We start from the raw sequence: 20665 nt of genomic DNA, 5'->3' as shown, positions 1-20665 counted from the left end.
AGTGAAAGCTGGGAAGTCCAGTGCGGTTCGGTGCCATGAGCAGACTGAAGATCTTTAATGTCTGAAATCAAGGTTTGGGTGATGCCAATCATACTCATTGCTAGGTCACAAAAAGTGGAACGCCAAGAAAATCTCGTATGGATAGTCGCCTGTTTGTTTATTAGTTAGTTTTATTTACTCTTATTTATGTTGATTGCACCACTTAAGCCTAATCAAAAATAGTAATTTGGTCTTGTTCGCGTGTTAAATTAGGTTTTGATTAATGGCTTTTATAACGGCCTGAGTGCGGTCTTTTACGTCTAATTTGGCAAGAATTTGTGACACATGATTACGAATAGTCCCCTCAGAGTTATCTAATTTTTTGGCAATCACTTTGTTTGGCATACCTAAAGACAAACACTGCAATACGGTTTGTTCTTTGTCCGTTAAGCTGAGCTGAGGGCTTAGTTGCTTTTTGAGTAAAAAATCAGTAACCGCACTTTGCAATACTCGCTCACCTGCAACGACCTGCTTGATAGCGCTAATGAGTTCTTCAAGTTCAATGTTTTTAAGCACATACCCACGAGCACCTAGATTAAGGGCTTTGACTAATACATCACAATCTTCAAATGTGGTGATGATCAGCACAGGGGTTTTATCACCTTTTTCACGCATTTTTTGCAGCACGCCGAGCCCATCTAAATTCGGCATTCTCATATCGAGTAAAGCAATGTCAAAACTATGCTCAGCTAATAGTGTAAGCGCTTGCAAGCCATCTTCAGCTTGGGCTTCGATAATAATGGCGCTATCAAGGTTAAGTAAATTAGCGAGGCCTAAACGAACTAATGTCTGATCTTCAACTAGTAGGCACTTTATCATGGCTTTTTTCTTCTAAATTTAGTGGTAGTGTCATGGTATTTATCAGTGTTTCTTGCTCAAGGTGTTGTGAAAATTCACCGCTAAATTGTGCCATTCGCTCATTTAATCCTGCTAATCCGTTCCCTTGTTTTGGTAAATGGGTCTCTGGTTGATTGTGATACGCTTTTGCAACTAACAGCAGCTGTTCGCCAACGTGGGTGACATTTACATGCAAAGTAAAATGGTTTGCTTGGGTATGTTTAAGGGTGTTGCTGATCATCTCTTGGGTAAAGCGCAATACACAAAGGGCGTAGCCTTGAGGGAGCTGCTCTGCCTCCTTACTTAGTTGGAGATCACAGTGTAAATTAGGTGTTAGTTCGCAAATGGCCTCAAGAGCTTGCTTAAGTATCGTTTTGTCATTGCGTTGAGTGGAAACGATTTCGCGCACCTCAGCCAATACTTCTTGGCTAAGTTGGTGACAAAGAGAGAGGGTTTCTACGGTGGCTTCATTTGCTGCTCTTTTAGCAAAATCTAAATTAATGCTGAGCGCGGTAAGCTTATGGCCGAGTGAGTCATGGAGCTCGCGTGATATATTTTGTCGCTCTTGCGCTGCATGCATCACTCCCATCATGTGTTGGGTGGCTTTTAACTCTTTGTAGTTTTGGCGGGATTGGTAATGTGTATTTAAACTTTCGACAATCCGGCGACTGACAAACCAATTCATCAAGCAAAAGAAAAACCAAATTGTAAACGTGATCCAAGGAATGCCATTTTCCCAGCGCGCATAATGCGTTAAACCATACACCAGCATGGCAGCCACAACGCAAGCCAGTATTTTAGGAAGCGAAAAATGAGGACTAAAAACCGCGGTAAACATCACTAGGTGGATAAAAACTAAGGACGTTGAACTCAGTTGTATCATAACCAAAATAAGCAGGAAATAGCCAAGTGCTACGCCGTGAACAAATTTGTTAGGCTGTTTTAACACATACAGCAAAATAGCTAAAATGGAACCACTTACTATGATTTGCAAATATAGCGCTAATTCTGAGTTGGCATAATAGGCACACGCCGATGTCACCCCAAGCCACGATGCCAATGTTGAGAAATGCCAATCGGTTGTATGTCGTATAGTTGATTCCATTACTATAGCCATATTTTTTTAGCAATTATTGCAGAACTCGCGATGTAAAAACAGTGACATCTGTCATAGCTCGGGCTATGAGCTTTGTGACTAGTGCCATTATGCCTCTTCATTTATGCTTTATTAATAAAAATTAGTTGGGCACATTAATGAATAAAGACAGTCGATTACATTACATTGATAATTTACGCAGCCTCGCGCTATTGCTCGGCATTGTATTTCATGCCGCTTTAGCCTACAGTCCTTTTTTTAGTAATATTTGGTTTACGGCAGACCCAAGCACACATGGCCTATTTGATTTTATTACGCATACGCTGCACTTATTTCGGATGCCGTTATTTTTTATTATTGCAGGGTTTTGCAGTGCGTTATTAATAGTTAAATCGAGCAACGCGCGATTTTTACGCCATCGCAGTCAACATATATTACTGCCTTTTATTGTATTTTACCGTTAAGCTTTGCTACTTACTACCATGCCTTGAGTTTTGGGGCTGATATAGCTAATCCAATACCTCCAATTTTTGTTGTGTTTCAAGTCATTAAAGAGCCTGTTGTTAGCACTATGCACTTATGGTTTTTGTGGAATTTATGTCAGTTTTGCTTAATTCATTGGTTGTTGAAAACAACTAACTTATTAGGTAATAAATTCGATGGGCTTAGCGTTCACCCTTTATTTATGTGGGTTGTACTTCCCATCGTGTTAACGCTTTCTTTGATGGGGCAATCTATTCCATTTCCTGCTCCCGATAAACTCACGCCACAGTTGTGGTCGTATGGTTTTTACGGCAGTTTTTATTGCTTAGGAGTGGGGCTTTATAAAAAACAACAGCTCATTTCGTCATATCATAAGTACTTATGGCCTCTTACTTTAGGTGCTGCAATATCACTGACTGGTTATTTTTCTTTATTACCAGCCGCACCAAGCTTAGATGAAGTGATTGCTGCCGCAACTACGGGTTATTTTGCCGCAGCGGGAGAGCTACATGTATTGCATGTTTTATCACAAGGACTGAGTGTTATTTTGTTAACCGCCATAACGTTTTTACTTGGGCATCGTTTTTTAAATCACAAAAGTAAGCTCAGTCGCAGCATATCAAATGCATCATATTGGATTTATTTAATACATGTGCCAGTGCTGATTTATATTCAGATGCCATTGATTAATACTAATTTGCCAGTTTTAGTAAAGTTTATAGTTAGTGTGGTTGTTACATTACTTATAGGTCAAATAAGTTATTTATTATTAGTTAAAAACACCTGGTTGGACGCACTACTTAACGGTAGGCAAACCAAGAGAAAGATAATACAGTCAGCTTAAATGTCGTCACTTGGTAATGACTTAAAAGCAGCAAAACTGACACATTAAGAGCTACATAAAGGGATACTATTATGCATGCAATAACAATCAAATCGACAATCGCCACGATTCAACAAGGGGCAATCAAAGCCGACGGCAAATTTTGGCTAACCAACACTGATATTCATTTTGCGCCGTTTAATTCACAATTTGGGTTAGGGCCTTATACGTTTTCACGGCGTGAAATTGTAAAAGTGAGTAAGTGCAATGGTAAAGTTGCGGGTATTTTGCCTTATACACATGATGCAATTGAAGTCGTATTAAAAGATGGCAATAAATATCAATTCATTGTGTCAAACGCAGATGAATGGATTAAATTACTTACTCATAGTGCATAGCACAATCGCTGGTAATTCATCAAAATAGCTATTGTTTTAATGTACCTAGTAATGCTCGATAAAAATATGCCGCTATTTTAATTTAGTATTCAGTGAAGTACATGGATTTAATAAATACGCTCTTGCTTAAGCTCGGATTGGATAAAAAAGCTCAACCACTCATTGTGTTAGGGAAAAAACTATCAAACAACAATAACGCGGTAGTTAAGCCGCTTGAGTTATATTGTTTTTCGCCTGATGGGTATTTCGACGATATTAGTGAGTTTGAGAAAGATAATTGTTTTATTGAGTCTTTAGACGATATAACCCCTGTTAACGCATTGATGAGAGCGCTGAGTAGTGCAAATGCCGTTGTTTGTGTTGAAAATCGCCCTGAGCCTTTGCTTGTGTTGCCACTATTACAAAAGCTCGTGCCCATTAGTTTTGAAAAAGCCAACGAGGATCAAATCTTGACTTCAGACATCAAAACTTTTGATTGACTGCTTCGCTCAAAGTCGACCTATAGAGTATTTACGTTAACTCATAAAGGGGCAGAAACGAGTTACGCTTGAGTGTCCGCTGGCACTTTCCAGAAGTTTTACTTGGTCTGAATAGCACTAATTAAGAGTAGGGGTGGGTTAGCTGAGTAGAATGCGTATCAAGCCCACACACCACCCCCTTCAACTGTATTTAACTAAGCATTAAACTCTCTTTCATACTCATCGATAAAACTACCATAGTGCTGATAGAGTATATTAGGTGAAGAGTGCCCCATAAGTTTCGATACCTTCCAGTGATTTACTCCCTCAGAAATCAACTGAGATGCAAACGTATGTCTCATTTGATATGGATAACGGTACTTTACACCGCAAGAGTCGAGTAATTTTTTCCATCTATTTTTTCTAAACGAATCTTGATCCCAAACCCTTTGCTGAGAATTTAAAAATAGGTATTCAGAGTCATGTTTTTTCATTTCTATCGCTAATAGATCACAAACATCTTCTGAAATAGGAATTTTTCTTCGACCGGCTTTTGTTTTAGTTGCCTTAACTATACCGTCAACAATAGCTTCGTAAATTGACACCTGTTTTGTTTTTAAACATACGTCAGCTTTTTTTAATGCAACCCACTCACTAGAGCGTATGCCTGTGTTGAATACAAGGCTTACAATTGCTCGTGTTGTCCCAGATGAACCGTTTATGATCTTGGCTTTTTCTAGTGGTGTGAATGGATACACATCTTTATGTGCTCCTCTTGAATCTATGTTATTTATTTTAGGTAAATATTCCCCTATTCGTATATTTTGAACAGGGTTTGATTTTATTAATTTATCGATCACAGCTCGAGCTAGGCAACAACGTAAAAATGAAATCCGGTTTGATAGCGTCTTTCTCGATACAGTTGATTTTTCGATTAGCTTTACAACATCAATGCTTTCTACTTCGGAAATGTTACAGTCCCATAATGGTTTTAATCCGTTTTTAGCTTTCTTGTACCCAGCAATCGTTGATTTTTCTAACCCTCTCTCTATCCCCCTTTCAATATATAGGTTCATGTAATCAAGAACTTTTGCGTCGTTTGGGATAGTTGTAAATAGCTTTACTTTGTTAGATTTTGGAAAATGTTTGGCATAATCAAAAGTGTCATGCGCTATTTCATTTTTAATTTGGCCCAAAAAAAATCCTGCAGATTTTAGGCCTTGCTTATTAGGTATGAATGGTACTTTTTCTCTACATAAAACACCTTTGTAGGTGAAGGTGAGTTGGAATGATGTTGCTTCACCTTTTGAGTTGTAACGAATTACCACGCCCGAGGGGGGCTTAATTTTTTGAGTTTTTAATAGCATTTTAGAGTTATCACTTTAATATTTTAATCTTATATATTTTATCCATAAAATACTGTATTTTAAGGATTCTTTGCTGCGAAGTTCAGCCCAAAATCCTTTAGTAACTAAATCACCCCCCCTTGATTCTTAACCCATTCAGTTACACTATTTAGATCAACCCAACGTTCTCTAACGCCTTCAACTTTATAAAAATGTTTGCCTTCTATCCACGCACCTCTCTGGATTCGAGATTCTACGGCTTTTTTACTTTCACCTGACTCTTCGCAATATTTGCTGATTAGTACTACGTCTATCATTTAAATTTCCTAGAAATGTATTTGATTTTTTAAAAAATTCTCAACCTTTCTATCTACATATCGACATTTGAAATTTTTTTTTAAGTAGTTGAAGCAGTAAAAACTTAATAAAAATTAAAAAACAATAAAAATAAAAGAATAATCCATTTAAAATCAATATCTTGTATGTTTTGAAAATATTTTGATTTTTTATCGATGCTATTAAATTTTTCGGCGTTTCTAAGAGCTATAGTGTGTGATTTGACCTTGATTAGAGTGTGTATGGTTTAAAATATAACTCTGAGAAGATGCGGGAGGGTACGGGTAAAAGCTTATTATTGAGTTGAGTATTTATGTAGTGGCATAGTTAATTTAGCCACCTACCAAAAAAGCAATATTGTTTTTTACGATTGAATAGGGGGTTATATGTATCCTATTTAACTTTTTTTATTGTGTGTGAGAACATGTTTTATCAAAATTAGTGTCAGTACTATCGCTGGTATTAGCCAAATAAAATCAGTCATATTGTTCATTCTCGAGGTTGTAGAGTCATATTAACCTTAATGATTTTTATTATTTTTGCAAATTTAGCCAACAAAAACGCAACTCTTCATTTTACCCACCCTTGGCCCTAGTTAATTTCAGGACAATTAACGAGGACAAATCATGAAAAAAAACACTAAATCTCAATTTATTCGCCAATATGTTCGAGCCAGTAAATCGCCTTGGGATGACTGCTCTACAATTTTATTGCTAGCAGATGTAGTTGACGAACAAAGTTTGGAGTTAAATTTCAATAATTACATCTATTTACATAGAGATAGCGTTGGAAATGTACTTGGAATTAGTATTTCAAATAGTATGTTGGAAAAAAATCCGAGTTTTGAGAATAGATATTTAGAAGGACAAGACATGACGCTTTTTTTACTTATCTACATAGAGCAAATAACGCAGTTTTGTGAGTTTTTCTCTGAGGAGTTTCAGCAAATATTTATGCAAACGCCAACTACATTTTTTGCAGCAGCAGAGAGTGATTGGGTCGATATTATCGACAATGCATAACCCCCCCTAAGCGAACATTTGTTCGCTTTTTTTATGATATTTTTTTCGTAAACCGATTTAAATACCCATGCCTGATTATTACCTAATAATGAGTTATCGATTTTGATAACAAACCACACAAGGATAGTGAACACATGAAACATGCATACGTATCAACATTGGATTTTTTAAATTTATTACAAACATTTAGCCGAGTAATTACCACGAATGACCATCAGATAAACTTATTAGAATTACGCAGTGATAATGCGAATTTTGGTGAGCTTTGGGAGGTAATTGGCTCTGAAATTACAGCGAATAAAGCGCTCAACCAGTATGCTATGCGAAAGTTTACTTATGAGTTGATGCACGCTCTGATTAGCGACCCAATAGAGCGTGTGAAGCTGCCGTGTGACTTCGAGGATGATGTTTATTCCTAGGGACTAATTGAAATAATTAGCGATTGAAACTGAGGTCATAATAGTTATTTTCAAAATCAAAATATTAGCCTAATCATATCTCCCAAAATATGCCGTGAATCATTATTTGCTGATTCGCTGCCCTAACTGCAATAGCGTTTAATAGGGCATTTTACTCAGTTACTGAGTATCAAACCTGGGAGGAGGTCCTGCGCAAATACAGGATTTCGTTACGGTGGCTCAAAAGCGCAGTCATTGTAATCATGTTTGGCAAGGCATAGGTCAAATGCAAAAGGGAGGTAGGTTTATGTCTACCTCCCTTTTGCGTATTTCAGTAAGTCAGTCAGTTCTCTCAGTAGTTTCATTACAAATGATAGTGGTGAGGTAAAAAAAATAAAAAATAATTAATTTATTTTTTAACCGTCAGAAATAAATTTATAAAAAATGGCAAATGTGTCTTTATTTTTATTTTTCTATTTTAATACTTTTAGAGGGGGTTATCTTATTGAAACTAAATAAAATATTCACTGTTTTGGTGGGCAATTTATATGTTTTTTGTGGCACTTTATACGAAATGAGTAGGCAATTTATACGGTTTAGGGGGGCACTTTACCGTGAATAAATAAAAATTTTATTAACCAAAAAACTTACCGAAATTTCTTTTATTGGTTGAGCCGCGTTTAGCATAACACCATCAATTAAAAATGAGGTAGAGAGATGAGCAGTAAAAATTCTCCAAAAATTGTTTTCGCCAATATGCTATTACATGCGGGATATTCGCTAGAGATTAATGAGCAGCGATTAATAAATCTAGCGTTGTCTAAAATTAATTCCAAAAAGTCTAACCCAGGAAAAATTCTGATTTATCCAACGGAATATGCCAAGTGTTTCGGTCTGAGTAAGCACAGCGTTTATGAGCAGCTGAGTTCTGCCGCAGAGTCACTAAGAGATAAATCTGTCACTATTTTAGATGATAGTGGTGAAGCGTTTTCAATCCCTTGGGTGAGCAATGCCACATACGAAAAGCTGAAAAACCAAGGGTCGTTTATTACACTGGAGTTTTCAGAAGCCATCGAGCCGTATATTTTTAATATAGAGGGTAATTTCACAAGGTTATTTTTTCATAACACAGTAAAATTAAACAGTTTGGCATCATTTCGATTGTACGCACTCCTAAACGAGGTGCGAAATTATAAAAATTACAAACGACGGGGCTCTGTAGTTGTGAGTTTTCAATTACCAGAGATGAAACAGAAATTATTTTTATCCGAATCATATGGAGCATGGCGGGATTTTAAGTCGCGTGTATTGTTACCTGCTATTGATAAAATCAATGCCCACACAGACATACGCGTAACGTTTAAGCCACAAAAAATTGGCAACTGTATCACCGCCATCGAGTTTTCATACATCCCTCAATCCGACGGTCAGCATATAGCTAGGCTGAGGTTAGCTCGTCGGCCGAAGGTAAAAAAGGGCTCGCATGAAGAGAGGGTATGGGCTCGGGTAAACCTCAATCGATTAGGAGGCTATGAGCTATCAAACCAAAACGAAAACCCCGCTTTTAGATTGGCAAAAGCCGATATAAGGCGCTGTATAACGTATGCAAAAATCATCGGTGACGATAAAGCTAAGTCGTATTACTCTAAACAATTGAACAAAAAAACATAACGCCTTAATGTTTATACTACTGCATTACGAGTAAAACATTTTTTCAATTTCAGAGCACAATTTAGTTCGGTATATTATTGAGGCACGCAGCAGCTCAGCATCGCTCTCACTGAGAAGTGGTGCTCGTGTTTTTTTATCAAAACGCTGTGGCATCTCCTCAAATAACTGTTCGTGGAGTCGTTTAATGTCATCAAAAATTTTGACCGACTGAGAGAATAAAAAAATCTTACTGTAATCGCGATTTCTTAACGAGGCCAAATATTTTAGTAAAATGACTTGTCGTGCCGTTTTATTTTTAAAAGAGTGCTCCACCTCAATAGCGGCTATTGAGCCATCAGGAAGTTGCACAGCGCCATCCACAGTTCTTGCGGCGGATAGGCTGTTAATTCGTTGAAATTCAGGCTCGGTAATGAATCCACTCCACATTGGCGCATATGTTTCATCACTGTGATAATTGTGTATACCGCGCAACATTACAAATGCGTTTATAAGGTTGTGTGCTACATTATTTTGGTTGAACTGCAGAGCAGGGTTTTTATTACTCCTAAAATACACGTCGATGCCCATTAACTCCTCGGCAAATTTGGCAGCAGTATAGGTAGGAACATAGACACGACCATCTGGGCTTCGATGTGTTTTTACCACACGCAAAAAACCATCTTTTTCTAGCCGGTTTAAATGCTCTAATGCTAACCGATGATTGATGCCATATAACCAACGAATAATCCCTGGTGTAACAATAGAAAATCGAATTGCAATAAGAACCGAGAGCTTGGTCCTGTTAACCCCTTTTTGATGGTTATTTGCGCCTGCACAATACCGCATATCAATATCAAAATAGCGGGGGTAGTGAGTATGAAGAGTGTTGTTTGATTCTAAATTTTTTGATGGTTGCTGAGTCAATTCACAAAATCCTTTTGGTGAGTTAATTATTAAAATTAACTAGTACCGCAACACAAAAATTATCATCTTTTTATAATTATATTGCCGTTTTTCATTCCGAGATGCTTTGACAGCATGCACGGAATCATTGTCGCGATAATAATCGCAACAAAAGCCGCTTTCAGCGGATGGCCTCGTCGCTGCGCTACTCAACCATAGGGCCTAAAACGCCCGCCAGCTCTTGTTGTTGCTCCGCAACGAGCTGACTCAACGCGCTACGCACTAGCGTTTTAGACCCTGCGCGAATGCACCGAGCTACGCTCTGTACTAACCGCCATACTGCCGCGCCTGACAATGCAATGGGTGCCCCATAATTTGCATTTTTCATCTGCTGTAATTTTCTACGAAAATAGATGGTTCGATATCAATTTTTGCAAAATTTTAATCGAATTTCGCTGATGCGAAACACTATCGCGGTTAGTACAGACCAGCCTGTACATTCGCGCTGTCTCCATGTGTCTACGGCTTCGCCTACAACACATTACGCGCTTGTTGGCCTCATTCTGAGGCGCCTTTTTGCAGTTTTTCGTACCGAAAAATGCGTTTTAAGAGCGTCTTGCAGACAGAAATCGCCTTCAAAATAAACTTAATAATGTGTTTTTTAGAAAAGAATAAAGGGTTCTTACTTAATAAAATTAGGTGGAATAAGGGAAAGGTTAATTACTTAATTCAAACTGTTTGTTGCTGAGCTGCGCAGTCAAACGAGTTTGATTTTTATCACGAAATTATTAAATTTGAAAGCATAAATTAATAATTAAGAAGGTTTAAAAAATGAAAGATGACGCTAATGATATTGCTATTAATCCAACAACAGGATTACCTATCACAAATGCGAGCGCTAATATCGTAGATGTTGGTGGCAATGTGGTAGGCCAACCTGATAGGGTCATGACTGTTTATGAGATTGAAGAGTCTATAAGTGATTCAAACAATGATGACTGTTTTGATGTTTTTGACCCGTTCGATGACGGCTTTTAATGCCCAAAATTTTAAAAGCTTTTAGCCAATACCGAATAGAAGCTGCCTATTCGATTATCGCATTGAGTGGCTCAGGGTTACTGTTTTTACAGTACCAATCAACTAAAAATTTCGCTTGGTTTATCGCTCTAAGTTTGTTTTGCACTAAAATGGCTATTGGCATAATTAACTATGAGCAATATTGCCAAAGCAATAACCCAAGCATGAAAATCATGCTCAAATATTTGCTTATTTAAATTTGTATAACCCTTGTTTATTTGTCCTAAACACAAAGCGCCCTGACTTTATCAAGGCGCTTTTTTTACGTTCGATAGTATGAAAAATGAAATTTTGCATACTATCGATTCATCAAATTTCAATGCGCTTACTTACTCAATGGAAATTAAATACCCTAGCTAAAAAGTTCAGGGTGATTATAGCTGATACGCTCTTAATCTAATTTCAACCTCAAAATAGATGTATTAACATCAGCTTCACCTAAATATAGGATATCATCCTCATAGGAAATCAGCTTTGTATATCTGGCGCGTGATTTTGTTTTTTCTATCACTCTACCGGTATTGATATCCACAATATGTGTTTGTTCTTTAACATTGTAGCGGTGTGCAATTTTTCCTTTGTGCTCAATTAGTAGTCTTTTCTTTGTTTGCTTACTTATTATTTCACGACTTTCATTAACAATATTCCCTGTAAGAGTATCTACAAATAAACACCCTTGTTCACTTTGAAATGCTCTTTCACCTTGCTCCACTATTTTTATGAAAGTGTCTGTGTTTTGGTCAAATAAATGAATGCCTTCACCTTCTGCAATCATACATTTACCGTTAGACACGAGCTGAATAGTTTTTATATTGCTAACTTGGGTCAACTTATTTTTAACTAACTTATAGACACCATCAGCACCTGCCAAGAATATTTCGTTTTTAAAAAAAGCTATATGCCTAAGGCTCAGGTTTGAATCGAAGTAAATAGAATTAAAAACAAGCCCATCTTTAAGTTGTTCTATTGCGTAACCACTGTTAGTTAATGCTAAAACTGTAAGCACCTTATCAGTATAGGTGAAGTCTCTGACACCATTTTCTAAGCTATAAGTAAAATTCCCTGATGAACTATATATAACTTCTTTTGCAATGTTACCTAAAGATAAATAGAGCTGTTCTTCAAGGATTAAAGGGTCATCAATTTTAGTAGCTTGCGGTGCCATCAAAAGTGATAAATTTATATCTTGAGATAATATGTCGTCTGATAACGGCAACATAAATAGCTCATTATTATTACCCACAAAGAATAGGTTTTGCTCTGCAACGGCAATTGAATAAGGTTTAGATCTAAACTTATAAAATGTTTTTCTATTATTACCCTCAAAGTAAGTTAATGACATCTCATCTAAATGATTCTCTCTTAATGAAAATACGCCATCATTGTGACCTTTTATGTATGCGTCAATAAAGTTTTTATTATTCTCTGACTCAAAGTTGATGCTAAAAACTTCTTCTAATCGCTTAGTTTTCAGGTCATATACAAAAGGTTTAATTGATGAACTCGGATCAACGTTAAAAGTAATGTAAAACCTATTTTCATCTATCCAATCAAAAGAGGGGAATGCATTTTGCCTGTTACAGGGGATCTCATCTATTTGGTCTTCGACAGGCCTCTGAAAAACTTTAATTTTACATTTTGAATCTTCAACTACATGCATTATTGTGCGGCCACTTGTATGAATTTCTAAGCCGCGATAAGCACCAGAATAATTCTCCGACATTAACACTGTGTTTTGACGATTTAAAACTTTGTATAACTTTGATGTGTTTTTGTCTCGCGCAGTAACAAATAGCGAATTGTTATAAGTTGCGTAGTCCAAAATATAATCTTTAGATTCAAAAACTGTTTGGGTAGAAACCTTCGGTAGCGCTTCAATCTTCCCTTTGTAGCTATAAGATAAAATTGCCACAATACATATCAAAATAATAAATAGCAAAGTGAACAAGTACTTATAATTCTTTACTTTTTTGTGATTAACCGTTGCGGGTGCAATCGATTCAAATTTGAGTTTGTAGCCTCTACCTCTTATGTTTTTAAATGACTCACTATCACCAAATTTTAACCGTAGATCACTTATCAGCTTACGAAGTGAGTTTTTAGTTACAATGCGCTCCCCCCAAATTTCTGATTCAAGAGTTTGTGTATCAACAAAACCATCATCGGACGAAAAAAACAGTTTAAGTGCAATTATTTCTTGGGAGGACAGTTCAAGTTTTTTGTTGTTTTTTGATGCTGAATTAATATCTGGTGAGATTAAAAAGTCATTGATTTTATAGTTCACAGGGAGAGCTTTATTATTTTTTCGGGGAGTTTAACCATTTGTTTTGATTATTTCAACAATCTACATGATATTTATAACTATTTAATAATTATAGTATTTCACACTAAATCACACTGTTTTATATTTATTCACTACCTTTTTTTATAAAGATCATAGATATTTCTTGTCCGAAAAAATGAGCTTTAAAACCCACTGTATTTGGGGTTATAGACTCGTATTTAATTAAAACATTGAAGAAAAAGGAATTATAAATAATGAGCTTGAAAAAACTTGCTATAACCGCTGTTATTTTGTCTTTTGTTTCGGGTTGTAAGTCTACTCCCGATATTAGGAATATCCCGTTAAGTCAAACGGCTAAAAATAAAACATTTGAATATAAAAAACTCTCAGGCGTTGCAAGTGATGTTGTTACTTTGGGGACTGTGGGAAATGCTTTAAGGGAGCATGTTTCAGCACATACTGGATATACGCAATGCGATATCGAATGCGGTAAATGGCAAACGGCAGACATAAAATTAATATGGGGTAAAAAAGTTTTTCTAACTGATTCTGAAGTGAAGATTACCTACTTTCGCGGGGATAAATTTCGCACAGGTAGTACTTACCTTTCAAAAGTTCACACTGCATTTCCTTACCAAATTGAAGAAACAACAGAATCTTTTAAAGTTAACCTTTTACCTGCAGTGACTGCAACTGCAGAAGATGCTTCTGACGCATTGTTTATTCCAATATCTTCCCCAATAAGCGACAAAACACTTCAAGAGTTACTCGATAATGTGATGGATAAACCGGGTAAAGATATTGATAAATATGTTTATTCAAGTGGCTCATTTGATGTTGAGTTTGACCCTGCATCTGTTCAAACAAGTTTTGAGAGAAAATTAAAGCAGCGACCTAATGAAAACAAATCAAATAAGCGAGTCTACAAGAATCGTTTTACATTTAATTCAGGTGGTACAGTTGCGTTTGTCGACTTAGATATTTTTTTATACCGCGGTAAGTCAAAAGTTGAATATCGTTTAAGTCATCCTGTTTCTGTAAGCCCTGACGGTACATCACAATATGATAAAAAGCTGATGGGCGTTTTACTCGAGCATCTTATAAGTGTTGCTAATAGCTGAGTTATTTTAAGCCGTTTAAAAAGCGTGCTTAGACAAGTGTGCTTAAAAATAAAAATCAATACTTTAAGTTTCTATCTCAACTTCCTACTTGCCTTAAAAAATATTGGAATAAACAAAATGAAAAAATTAATTGCTCTATCTCTTTGTAGTTTACTTGCAGCGTGTGGTGGCGGTGGTTCAGAATCTTCGGCACCAGTGAAAGATTCAGTTGGTGACGCATCAACAGGCACAGTTACAAATGCGGATTTTGTTATTGGTACCGTGGTCCCATTAAATGGCGCTCGTGTATGTGCTGATGTAAATCAAAACTTAGTATGTGAAGAGTCGGAGTTTTTAGGTTTAACATCTACTTCTGGCGCTTATACAGTATCGGGTGACTACACGGATACAGCAATTATCATAGACACAGTGCCTGAGCAAACGGTTGATATTAATACTGGTAGCTTTATTGATGACGCTTACACACTCTATGCAGCGGCAGGTTCAGCTAACGTTAGCGCTGTAACGACAATGTCTGTTGATTCTGGTTATTCAATGCAGTCAATTGCCGACATGTGGTTTGTTGATTTAAATATGGTTTCAGGGGACTACACAACTCTTCTGGAATCAGGTAGCCCTCAAGCTATCTTGGTGGGTCTTGCGTCTGATTATGCGGTTAAGTTGTTGCAAGAGGGTGAGTCTCTTTCGGGTGTACCACAGAGCGTTTCATTAGTGGCTGATTATGTGTATTCAACTTTAGAGTCGGGTGTTAGTCCTGCAGATCTTTCGTTCGAGTTGGATGATAATGGCCAAATGTATCTTTCTGTGCCAAGTGTTGATGATGGCAGTGGTAATGGGCCGTTCATTCAGACGCTTTCAGATGAAGTGCTAGTGGGTGATTGGAATATCTATTCATTTGCACGCCTTGAAGGTGGTGACCACGCAGAAGCTACTTACGGTAAGCTAACAATCAAAGAAGGTGTAGGTAATGCTTTCTGTTTTGTTGATGATGTTATTAGTTCGGAGTCTGTTATAGCAGCTGATGCCGAGCAAGAATGTGTGGATAGATATACTTCGCATACTGAAATGATTGCTGTTGGTCACCAAAAATACAGATTTGTTTATGGTCACGAATCAGATAAAGGTTCAGCGCTTATTTTTCGAGCTTTCACTGATATAGGTAACGATAAGTATGTTTCAAATGGTTATGTGTGGATTGATAATTACACAGCAAAAGCAAATGAGTTTATGGGTTTGCGTGCCCGAGATTGGTACCGCTCTGTTTACTCTGGTTTAGCTCAAAATAGCGCTGGCGATTATGATTATGCTGCTTATATGGTGGATTTTGAAAACAAAATGTCAGTGGAGTATGCAAGCGGTGAAATGGTTGAAACTCGCCTACAGTATCTTGAAAATGTAAGTCTGCTTCCTAGCTTTGAAGCAAACAAAGACACACTCTACTTTGTTGACGAATACGCTAGTAACCATATATCTGCGCTTCGAGTTGATGATTATGTTGCATTAGCTATGTTCAAGCGTAATGAAGCATTGACGTTAGGGTTGTTATCGCCAAATGGCGATATTATAAGCGCAACAAAAGAAGGTGACATTTTTAATGACCTTTTGATTAATATGGTTGAATTGAAAAAATAGATTTTGTTTGTATGAGACCAAAGGGGCTTCTTAAAAGAAGCCCCTTTTTGATTGAATTAGATTAAAAGTAACTTTCTTACAATTAGTCTTTTGTGAACCAAAATTTATTAATTAAGAAACCTTCACCGATTTTTGAAAATTAAGTTTTATAAAGTTTTAATCTTTGCGGTATCATTAGGTTATTCATGTTGAATTCACCTTAGAAAGCGATTTTTCATGGATTAAAGTGTCTAACCGTCACTCTGTTCATAAGTATAAAAATATAAGAGCTTTAGTTTTAATAGTATAAAAAGCTTCAATTTAGTTATTTGTATAAGGATATTAAAAGAAGTATGGAAAGTAATAACGAGCATTCGAACACCACCGATACTAATGAAAAAGTAGAGGCAGAAACTCAAGATAACCACCTATCCCAGAATCAATTAATACAGCAATGGCGGGTAAACCTTGCATCACTAAAAAAAGACACCAGGTTTGAAGTACCTAAAGAGCTCCATAAAAGTGATGAGGAAGTAACTACTGCTCTAGATGCAATAGCGTATCTAGATAAAAAAAATACATTACTAGACGAAAATGAAGATTTTCAGTTATCAGACAATGGCTTTGCAACATATAAAGCCAAACATATGATTGCCTTTGAATATTTATCTCAGCTAAAAAAGCCTGATTTAATTAGAAACTCAGCAAAGTTTTACTTTTTCTCAAGAACTAAACAAGTAGAGCAGTTATCAAAACCTAGCATTTGGGCTCATTCTTTATTTCACTTCTTAATCACGCTAATAGTTATTTTAGTGCTTGGGGTCATTAGCTTATTAGTGTTAGTTAAAACTCAGGATAATTTGTTCGTTAAGTTACTAGTAGGCTGGTTTTGGATTGTAAATATTAAAGCAGCTGGCAATTTAATTGGGAAGTATAAAAAATCAGCTATCACTCCATTCCGTTTTAGTATCAGCTTACTAGGTATTCATTCACTAAACATATTAATGAAAGTAAGCCTACTAGGCATTATTCCTTTTCTTATTGTGAGCAAATATAACGCTTATTGGATTGATGACGCCATAATAATTACCTTATTTATTATATGCCTAATCAATTTTAAACCTGACGAAAAACCATTAAAGCAAGTAGTTGAAAAAGACTTAACAAAAGTAGGTACAGCTAATGTTTAAAGGGTTTATATTAGTTGTATTCACTCTTTTCAGTACCAGCAGTTTAGCAAACGTTGATATAGACCTTGCGTGTAAAGAAAAAAAAGAGCAACAACGCTCACTATTAGAAAAGCTTTCAACTTCTGTGACTGAAGCGCACTTAGCGGGGCAGTGCACTGGTTACTATTCATATAATATGGAAGGTATTGAGTGGAAAGAATCTTGCTCAGAGTTTTTAGAACAAAAGGAATCACTGCTCAGCTCTTTAAGTACATCTCTCAAAGAGGCTCATCTGTCAGGCAGGTGTGTTGGTGCAATTTACAGAGTAGCGAAACAGTGCGGCGTCGAGACAAACAGAATTGATTACGCATACATTGCTAGAGGGGCTTTAACTGTTCATAAAGTAGAGCAACTCCTTGGTTGTTATGGTGAGCAGTATGGCTGGTAAAAATAAAAGTATTGCAGCGGTTGCCTGTCAAGCTTTAGGAATTGACCGCAACTTGCTACCAGAGCGGTTGAGAAGTCGTTTAAATTATTACGTTAAAGATAAAAACCTCAAAGCAAAACTACTTGATGAGGTGGATATAAAATCTGAGTCAGTCGATTATGTGCCTAAGCCAATTAAGGCGGGTAATCATGTATTTATTCGCAACCTGGTTATTCTAGATACGTTGTTTGAAGATAAAAAATTAGTTGTAAATTGGCTCAATGGCGAAAAAATCAACACTGAAAGTTTTGATCAATTTGCCAAGGAGTGGAAGGCTAAAAAATTACTATTTCAAGCACTTGATAAGCGTATTGGTGATTTAAGGCTTTTTCTATCAGATGAAAATATAGATTGGTCACAAGATGAAATCCCATATCCATTTAATGAAGGTCAATATAGTTCATTGGAGATGATTGCTAATTCTATTGAATTTGATACGCAACCGAGCCCATATGATTTAGCTCTTAAGGCTGTGATCGAAGGCGAGTTTGGTGTTCTAGGTAAACTAATTACTAAAAACCCAGATGCGTTTATTAGCGAACATGGCCAATGGCTAGTAACTCTGTACAACACTAAAAAAGCAGAATACGAAGAATATAGTTTATTACTAAATAAATATTAAAATATTTACAGTCTTCCCTTTTTTGTGAATTTCACAGTTTGATACTTGCTCCTGAAGTCACCGCACTCCGCGGTGATATTAGGAGAGTATAATGCATCATTTAATTCTTTTTTCATTACTCAATGAAACCAATGAACTTTCGTTAGCTGATTCAGCTATTAAAACAACGTTATTGAACCTTGTGTTAGGAGGTTCGCATGAATAAGTCTATTGATGAATTAGTCATTAATTATCACGTTACAGAAGTATGTAACTACTCATGCAAATTTTGCTATGCAAAGTGGGATCGTCCCAACGAAATACAAGCTAATGGCCAAGATGCAGAGTTAATGCTTGAAAAATTAGCCAATTACTTTTTTGACGATAATACCAACCAAGTAAAAGCAGTTTTCCCTTACAAAAGTGTACGTATTAATTTTGCAGGTGGGGAGCCCTTAATACTTAAAAAACGTTTTGAAAAGTTAATCATAAAAACAAAGTTGCTAGGCTTTAATTTATCGCTAATTACTAATGGCCACTATCTAACAGACTCTTTTATAGATAACTATGGTGCCATGTTTTCAATGATTGGGATCAGTTTTGATAGCCAATTTTCAACTGCACGTAAAGATATTGGCCGAATAGATCGTAAAGGTAAGTCTTTTGGAAGCCACGATTTAATTAAAGCAGTTACACAGATTCGTAGCGTTAATCCATCCATTACAATAAAGTTAAACACCGTTGTTAATAGCCTTAATTACCAAGAATCATTCGAGCAGCTAATAGCAGACATAAAACCCGAAAAATGGAAGGTGTTTCAGGTGCTGCCTGTACTAAATAGCAACTTATTAGTTTCTGATGAGCAATTTTCTGGGTTTGTAAAACGCCACGCTTCATTAAAAGAAGTCATGGTGGCTGAAGACAACGAAGCAATGACAAATTCTTATTTAATGATTAACCCTCAAGGACGCTTTTATCAAAATAGCGCAACTCAAAATGGATATGTTTATGGTGATTTAATTTTAGATGTAGGTGTGAAGCAAGCATTAGAAGTCTGTGAAATAAACTGGGAGACGTTTACTAGCCGATATAAAAAGGATAATACAGTTAGCCTCATTAGTAATAGCGAGTATCAGCTTAAAAATAACGCCGCGTATAAACAGGGAGCTTCAGCATGAGCACTATAAATAATGATGAACAATTCGCAGCATTGTTTAAAGAGTCCATTGCGTCAGATTACAAAAATGCACTATTACTGATGAATGTAAGCCCTGATGTTAGTTTGTTTAAATTTCGTAAAATACTAGAGACCTTATGCTTACTATATGCGCAACACCATAGTTATGAATTTACTAATAAAAACTTATGGGAGCAAATAAATGAACTTGCAGATATCAGCGCAATTCATGGAGCTGATAGAGAGCTATTTCATGCTGTTAGAGAGTTAACAAACGATGGCGTTCATAATAAGGAGTTGAGTAACGAGAGCTTGCAGGGTAAGGCGCTAGCCTCAAGAACAAAAATCTTAGATTTACTGGAAAGTGCTTACTTGAGCTTAGAACTTGGCGAGCGCATACCTAAATACGAGTTAATAGATGTGGGAGGCCAAGAACATAAAGACTTGTGGTTTAACTGTTTAATCTCTTGTGACTATAAAGAGTATTTAAGATTAGGTGATTTTTACGAAAAAATGGGAGAAGTTTTTGAAAGTGAAGATTTAGATGAAAAATCTTTTATTGCGCGCGCACAGACTATGTATTCTTTTGCAGCTGAGTCTTATAAAAGTGCTTTTCAACTTTGCTCAAAAAAAACAATAACTGATGTTATTAGCGCTGATGATAAACAAATTAGTATTGCTCAGCAAAGCCATCAAATTCTGTTTAAATATGCTCTTTTATGTTTCAACGATAAAGTAGATAACCTACATATTACTGAGGTAACAATATTATTAAACGCATTAGCAAAAAGAGGCTTTTACGCTGCTTACGCTTATTTAGGTTGGTGCTATTACTTAGGTGAAGACTATAAAAAAGCACATAAATACCTTAACCACAAAAAGGCTGAGCATACTGTTTTTCTATATCAGAGGTTAGGTGTTTTATATTCTTCAGCTAAAGCTAGCTCAATTAATGGTAATAAAGCAGTTGAGAGTTTTAAAAAAGCAGTAAGGCTAGGCTGTAATAAATCAATGTTTGAATTAGGTAAAATCTATTACAAAGGTGAGTTAGTTAAAAAAGATGACGAACTAGCTCAAAATTACTTATGCCAAGCAATTGCTACTGGTAACTTAGATGCAGCTTTGTACCTTGATGAAAAGTACTTAAAAATAAGAGAACTATTTTCTGGTTTACTAGACGAAATTAAAGGTGACAAAGTAAAAGTAGAACCGCAAAAGCCTTTTACTAAAGCCACTAAATTAGGACGAAATGAACCTTGTTTATGTGGCTCTAATTTAAAGTATAAAAATTGCTGCGGAAAATAAATGCAAATATCCATAATGTTAAGTTGTATTAGTTCAGACAAGAT

Annotated in this window: 20 protein-coding genes and 1 pseudogene; 14 read left to right on the top strand and 7 right to left on the bottom strand. The window is 36.2% G+C overall.

The features are described 5' to 3' along the window. Positions 1-243: 243 nt before the first annotated feature. Both CWC11_RS10900 and CWC11_RS10895 read right to left on the bottom strand, forming a co-directional pair. Positions 244-858, bottom strand: coding sequence for a response regulator (locus CWC11_RS10900; RefSeq protein WP_138682709.1), 615 nt, complete (start codon positions 856-858; stop codon positions 244-246). Then, positions 836-1981: a sensor histidine kinase gene (locus CWC11_RS10895; RefSeq protein WP_138682708.1), complete on the bottom strand. Its 1146-nt coding sequence runs from the start codon at positions 1979-1981 to the stop codon at positions 836-838. The genes CWC11_RS10900 and CWC11_RS10895 overlap by 23 nt, the downstream gene beginning before the upstream one ends. Before the next feature lie 149 nt (positions 1982-2130). Here CWC11_RS10895 and CWC11_RS23515 point away from each other — a divergent pair. The 3 genes and pseudogenes from CWC11_RS23515 (at position 2131) to CWC11_RS10880 (ending at position 4155) form a co-directional block, all read left to right on the top strand. Then, positions 2131-3299 (top strand): annotated as a pseudogene (locus CWC11_RS23515) (acyltransferase family protein). Positions 3300-3370: 71 nt separating this feature from the next. Then, positions 3371-3676 carry a hypothetical protein gene (locus tag CWC11_RS10885; protein WP_138682707.1) on the top strand — a complete coding sequence of 102 codons (306 nt, stop codon included), beginning with the start codon at positions 3371-3373 and terminating at the stop codon, positions 3674-3676. Positions 3677-3777: 101 nt separating this feature from the next. Beyond that, positions 3778-4155: a hypothetical protein gene (locus CWC11_RS10880; protein WP_212748083.1), complete on the top strand. Its 378-nt coding sequence runs from the start codon at positions 3778-3780 to the stop codon at positions 4153-4155. 194 nt (positions 4156-4349) lie between these two features. On the opposite strand, the gene CWC11_RS10875 is transcribed toward CWC11_RS10880, so the two are convergent. Continuing rightward, on the bottom strand, positions 4350-5501 hold the full coding sequence (locus CWC11_RS10875) for a site-specific integrase (RefSeq protein ID WP_138682706.1): 1152 nt from the start codon (positions 5499-5501) through the stop codon (positions 4350-4352). A 104-nt stretch (positions 5502-5605) separates the two neighbouring features. Beyond that, on the bottom strand, positions 5606-5797 hold the full coding sequence (locus CWC11_RS10870; RefSeq protein WP_138682705.1) for a hypothetical protein: 192 nt from the start codon (positions 5795-5797) through the stop codon (positions 5606-5608). Between the two features lie 645 nt (positions 5798-6442). On the opposite strand from CWC11_RS10870, the gene CWC11_RS10865 reads away from it, so the two are divergent. The 3 genes from CWC11_RS10865 to CWC11_RS10855 all read left to right on the top strand — a co-directional run bounded on the left by CWC11_RS10865 (position 6443) and on the right by CWC11_RS10855 (position 8907). After that, on the top strand, positions 6443-6838 hold the full coding sequence (locus CWC11_RS10865) for a hypothetical protein (RefSeq protein ID WP_138682704.1): 396 nt from the start codon (positions 6443-6445) through the stop codon (positions 6836-6838). Positions 6839-6972: 134 nt separating this feature from the next. Further along, entirely contained in the window at positions 6973-7257 is a 285-nt protein-coding gene (locus CWC11_RS10860; protein ID WP_138682703.1) for a hypothetical protein, read from the top strand. A 696-nt stretch (positions 7258-7953) separates the two neighbouring features. After that, on the top strand, positions 7954-8907 hold the full coding sequence (locus CWC11_RS10855) for a replication initiation protein (protein ID WP_138682702.1): 954 nt from the start codon (positions 7954-7956) through the stop codon (positions 8905-8907). A 24-nt stretch (positions 8908-8931) separates the two neighbouring features. On the opposite strand, the gene CWC11_RS10850 is transcribed toward CWC11_RS10855, so the two are convergent. Further along, a complete protein-coding gene (locus CWC11_RS10850) occupies positions 8932-9810 on the bottom strand; it encodes a hypothetical protein (protein ID WP_138682701.1) in 879 nt (292 codons plus the stop codon). Positions 9811-9994: 184 nt separating this feature from the next. Continuing rightward, positions 9995-10177 carry a hypothetical protein gene (locus CWC11_RS10845; RefSeq protein WP_138682700.1) on the bottom strand — a complete coding sequence of 61 codons (183 nt, stop codon included), beginning with the start codon at positions 10175-10177 and terminating at the stop codon, positions 9995-9997. 443 nt (positions 10178-10620) lie between these two features. Between CWC11_RS10845 and CWC11_RS10840 the strand changes: the two genes are divergently transcribed. Next, positions 10621-10827 carry a hypothetical protein gene (locus CWC11_RS10840; protein WP_138682699.1) on the top strand — a complete coding sequence of 69 codons (207 nt, stop codon included), beginning with the start codon at positions 10621-10623 and terminating at the stop codon, positions 10825-10827. Between the two features lie 430 nt (positions 10828-11257). Here CWC11_RS10840 and CWC11_RS10830 read toward each other — a convergent pair whose 3' ends face one another. Then, a complete protein-coding gene (locus tag CWC11_RS10830; RefSeq protein ID WP_138682697.1) occupies positions 11258-13150 on the bottom strand; it encodes a winged helix-turn-helix domain-containing protein in 1893 nt (630 codons plus the stop codon). A gap of 254 nt (positions 13151-13404) precedes the next feature. On the opposite strand from CWC11_RS10830, the gene CWC11_RS10825 reads away from it, so the two are divergent. The 7 genes from CWC11_RS10825 (at position 13405) to CWC11_RS22820 (ending at position 20621) form a co-directional block, all read left to right on the top strand. Then, positions 13405-14271 (top strand): hypothetical protein, encoded by an 867-nt coding sequence (locus CWC11_RS10825; protein WP_138682696.1) that lies wholly within the window; start codon positions 13405-13407, stop codon positions 14269-14271. A 117-nt stretch (positions 14272-14388) separates the two neighbouring features. After that, complete coding sequence (locus CWC11_RS10820; RefSeq protein ID WP_138682695.1) at positions 14389-15903, top strand: hypothetical protein; 1515 nt, start codon at positions 14389-14391, stop codon at positions 15901-15903. Between the two features lie 332 nt (positions 15904-16235). Continuing rightward, entirely contained in the window at positions 16236-17072 is an 837-nt protein-coding gene (locus CWC11_RS10815; protein WP_138682694.1) for a hypothetical protein, read from the top strand. Beyond that, positions 17065-17499: a hypothetical protein gene (locus CWC11_RS10810; RefSeq protein WP_138682693.1), complete on the top strand. Its 435-nt coding sequence runs from the start codon at positions 17065-17067 to the stop codon at positions 17497-17499. Before CWC11_RS10815 ends, CWC11_RS10810 begins: the two co-directional genes overlap by 8 nt. Then, the gene (locus CWC11_RS10805) at positions 17489-18160 is read left to right on the top strand and encodes a hypothetical protein (protein ID WP_138682692.1); all 672 of its coding nucleotides are present in this window, start codon (positions 17489-17491) and stop codon (positions 18158-18160) included. The genes CWC11_RS10810 and CWC11_RS10805 overlap by 11 nt, the downstream gene beginning before the upstream one ends. Before the next feature lie 197 nt (positions 18161-18357). Beyond that, entirely contained in the window at positions 18358-19317 is a 960-nt protein-coding gene (locus CWC11_RS10800; protein WP_138682691.1) for a viperin family antiviral radical SAM protein, read from the top strand. After that, positions 19314-20621, top strand: a complete 1308-nt coding sequence (locus CWC11_RS22820) for a DUF4145 domain-containing protein (protein WP_171038419.1) — start codon at positions 19314-19316, stop codon at positions 20619-20621. The genes CWC11_RS10800 and CWC11_RS22820 overlap by 4 nt, the downstream gene beginning before the upstream one ends. The last annotated feature ends 44 nt before the right edge of the window (positions 20622-20665 follow it).

This window comes from Pseudoalteromonas sp. S3178 (assembly GCF_005886985.1).
GTDB classification, from domain to species: domain Bacteria; phylum Pseudomonadota; class Gammaproteobacteria; order Enterobacterales; family Alteromonadaceae; genus Pseudoalteromonas; species Pseudoalteromonas carrageenovora.
Note: the sequence above shows the minus strand (reverse complement) of the source record. Positions and strands in the feature narration are given on the sequence as shown.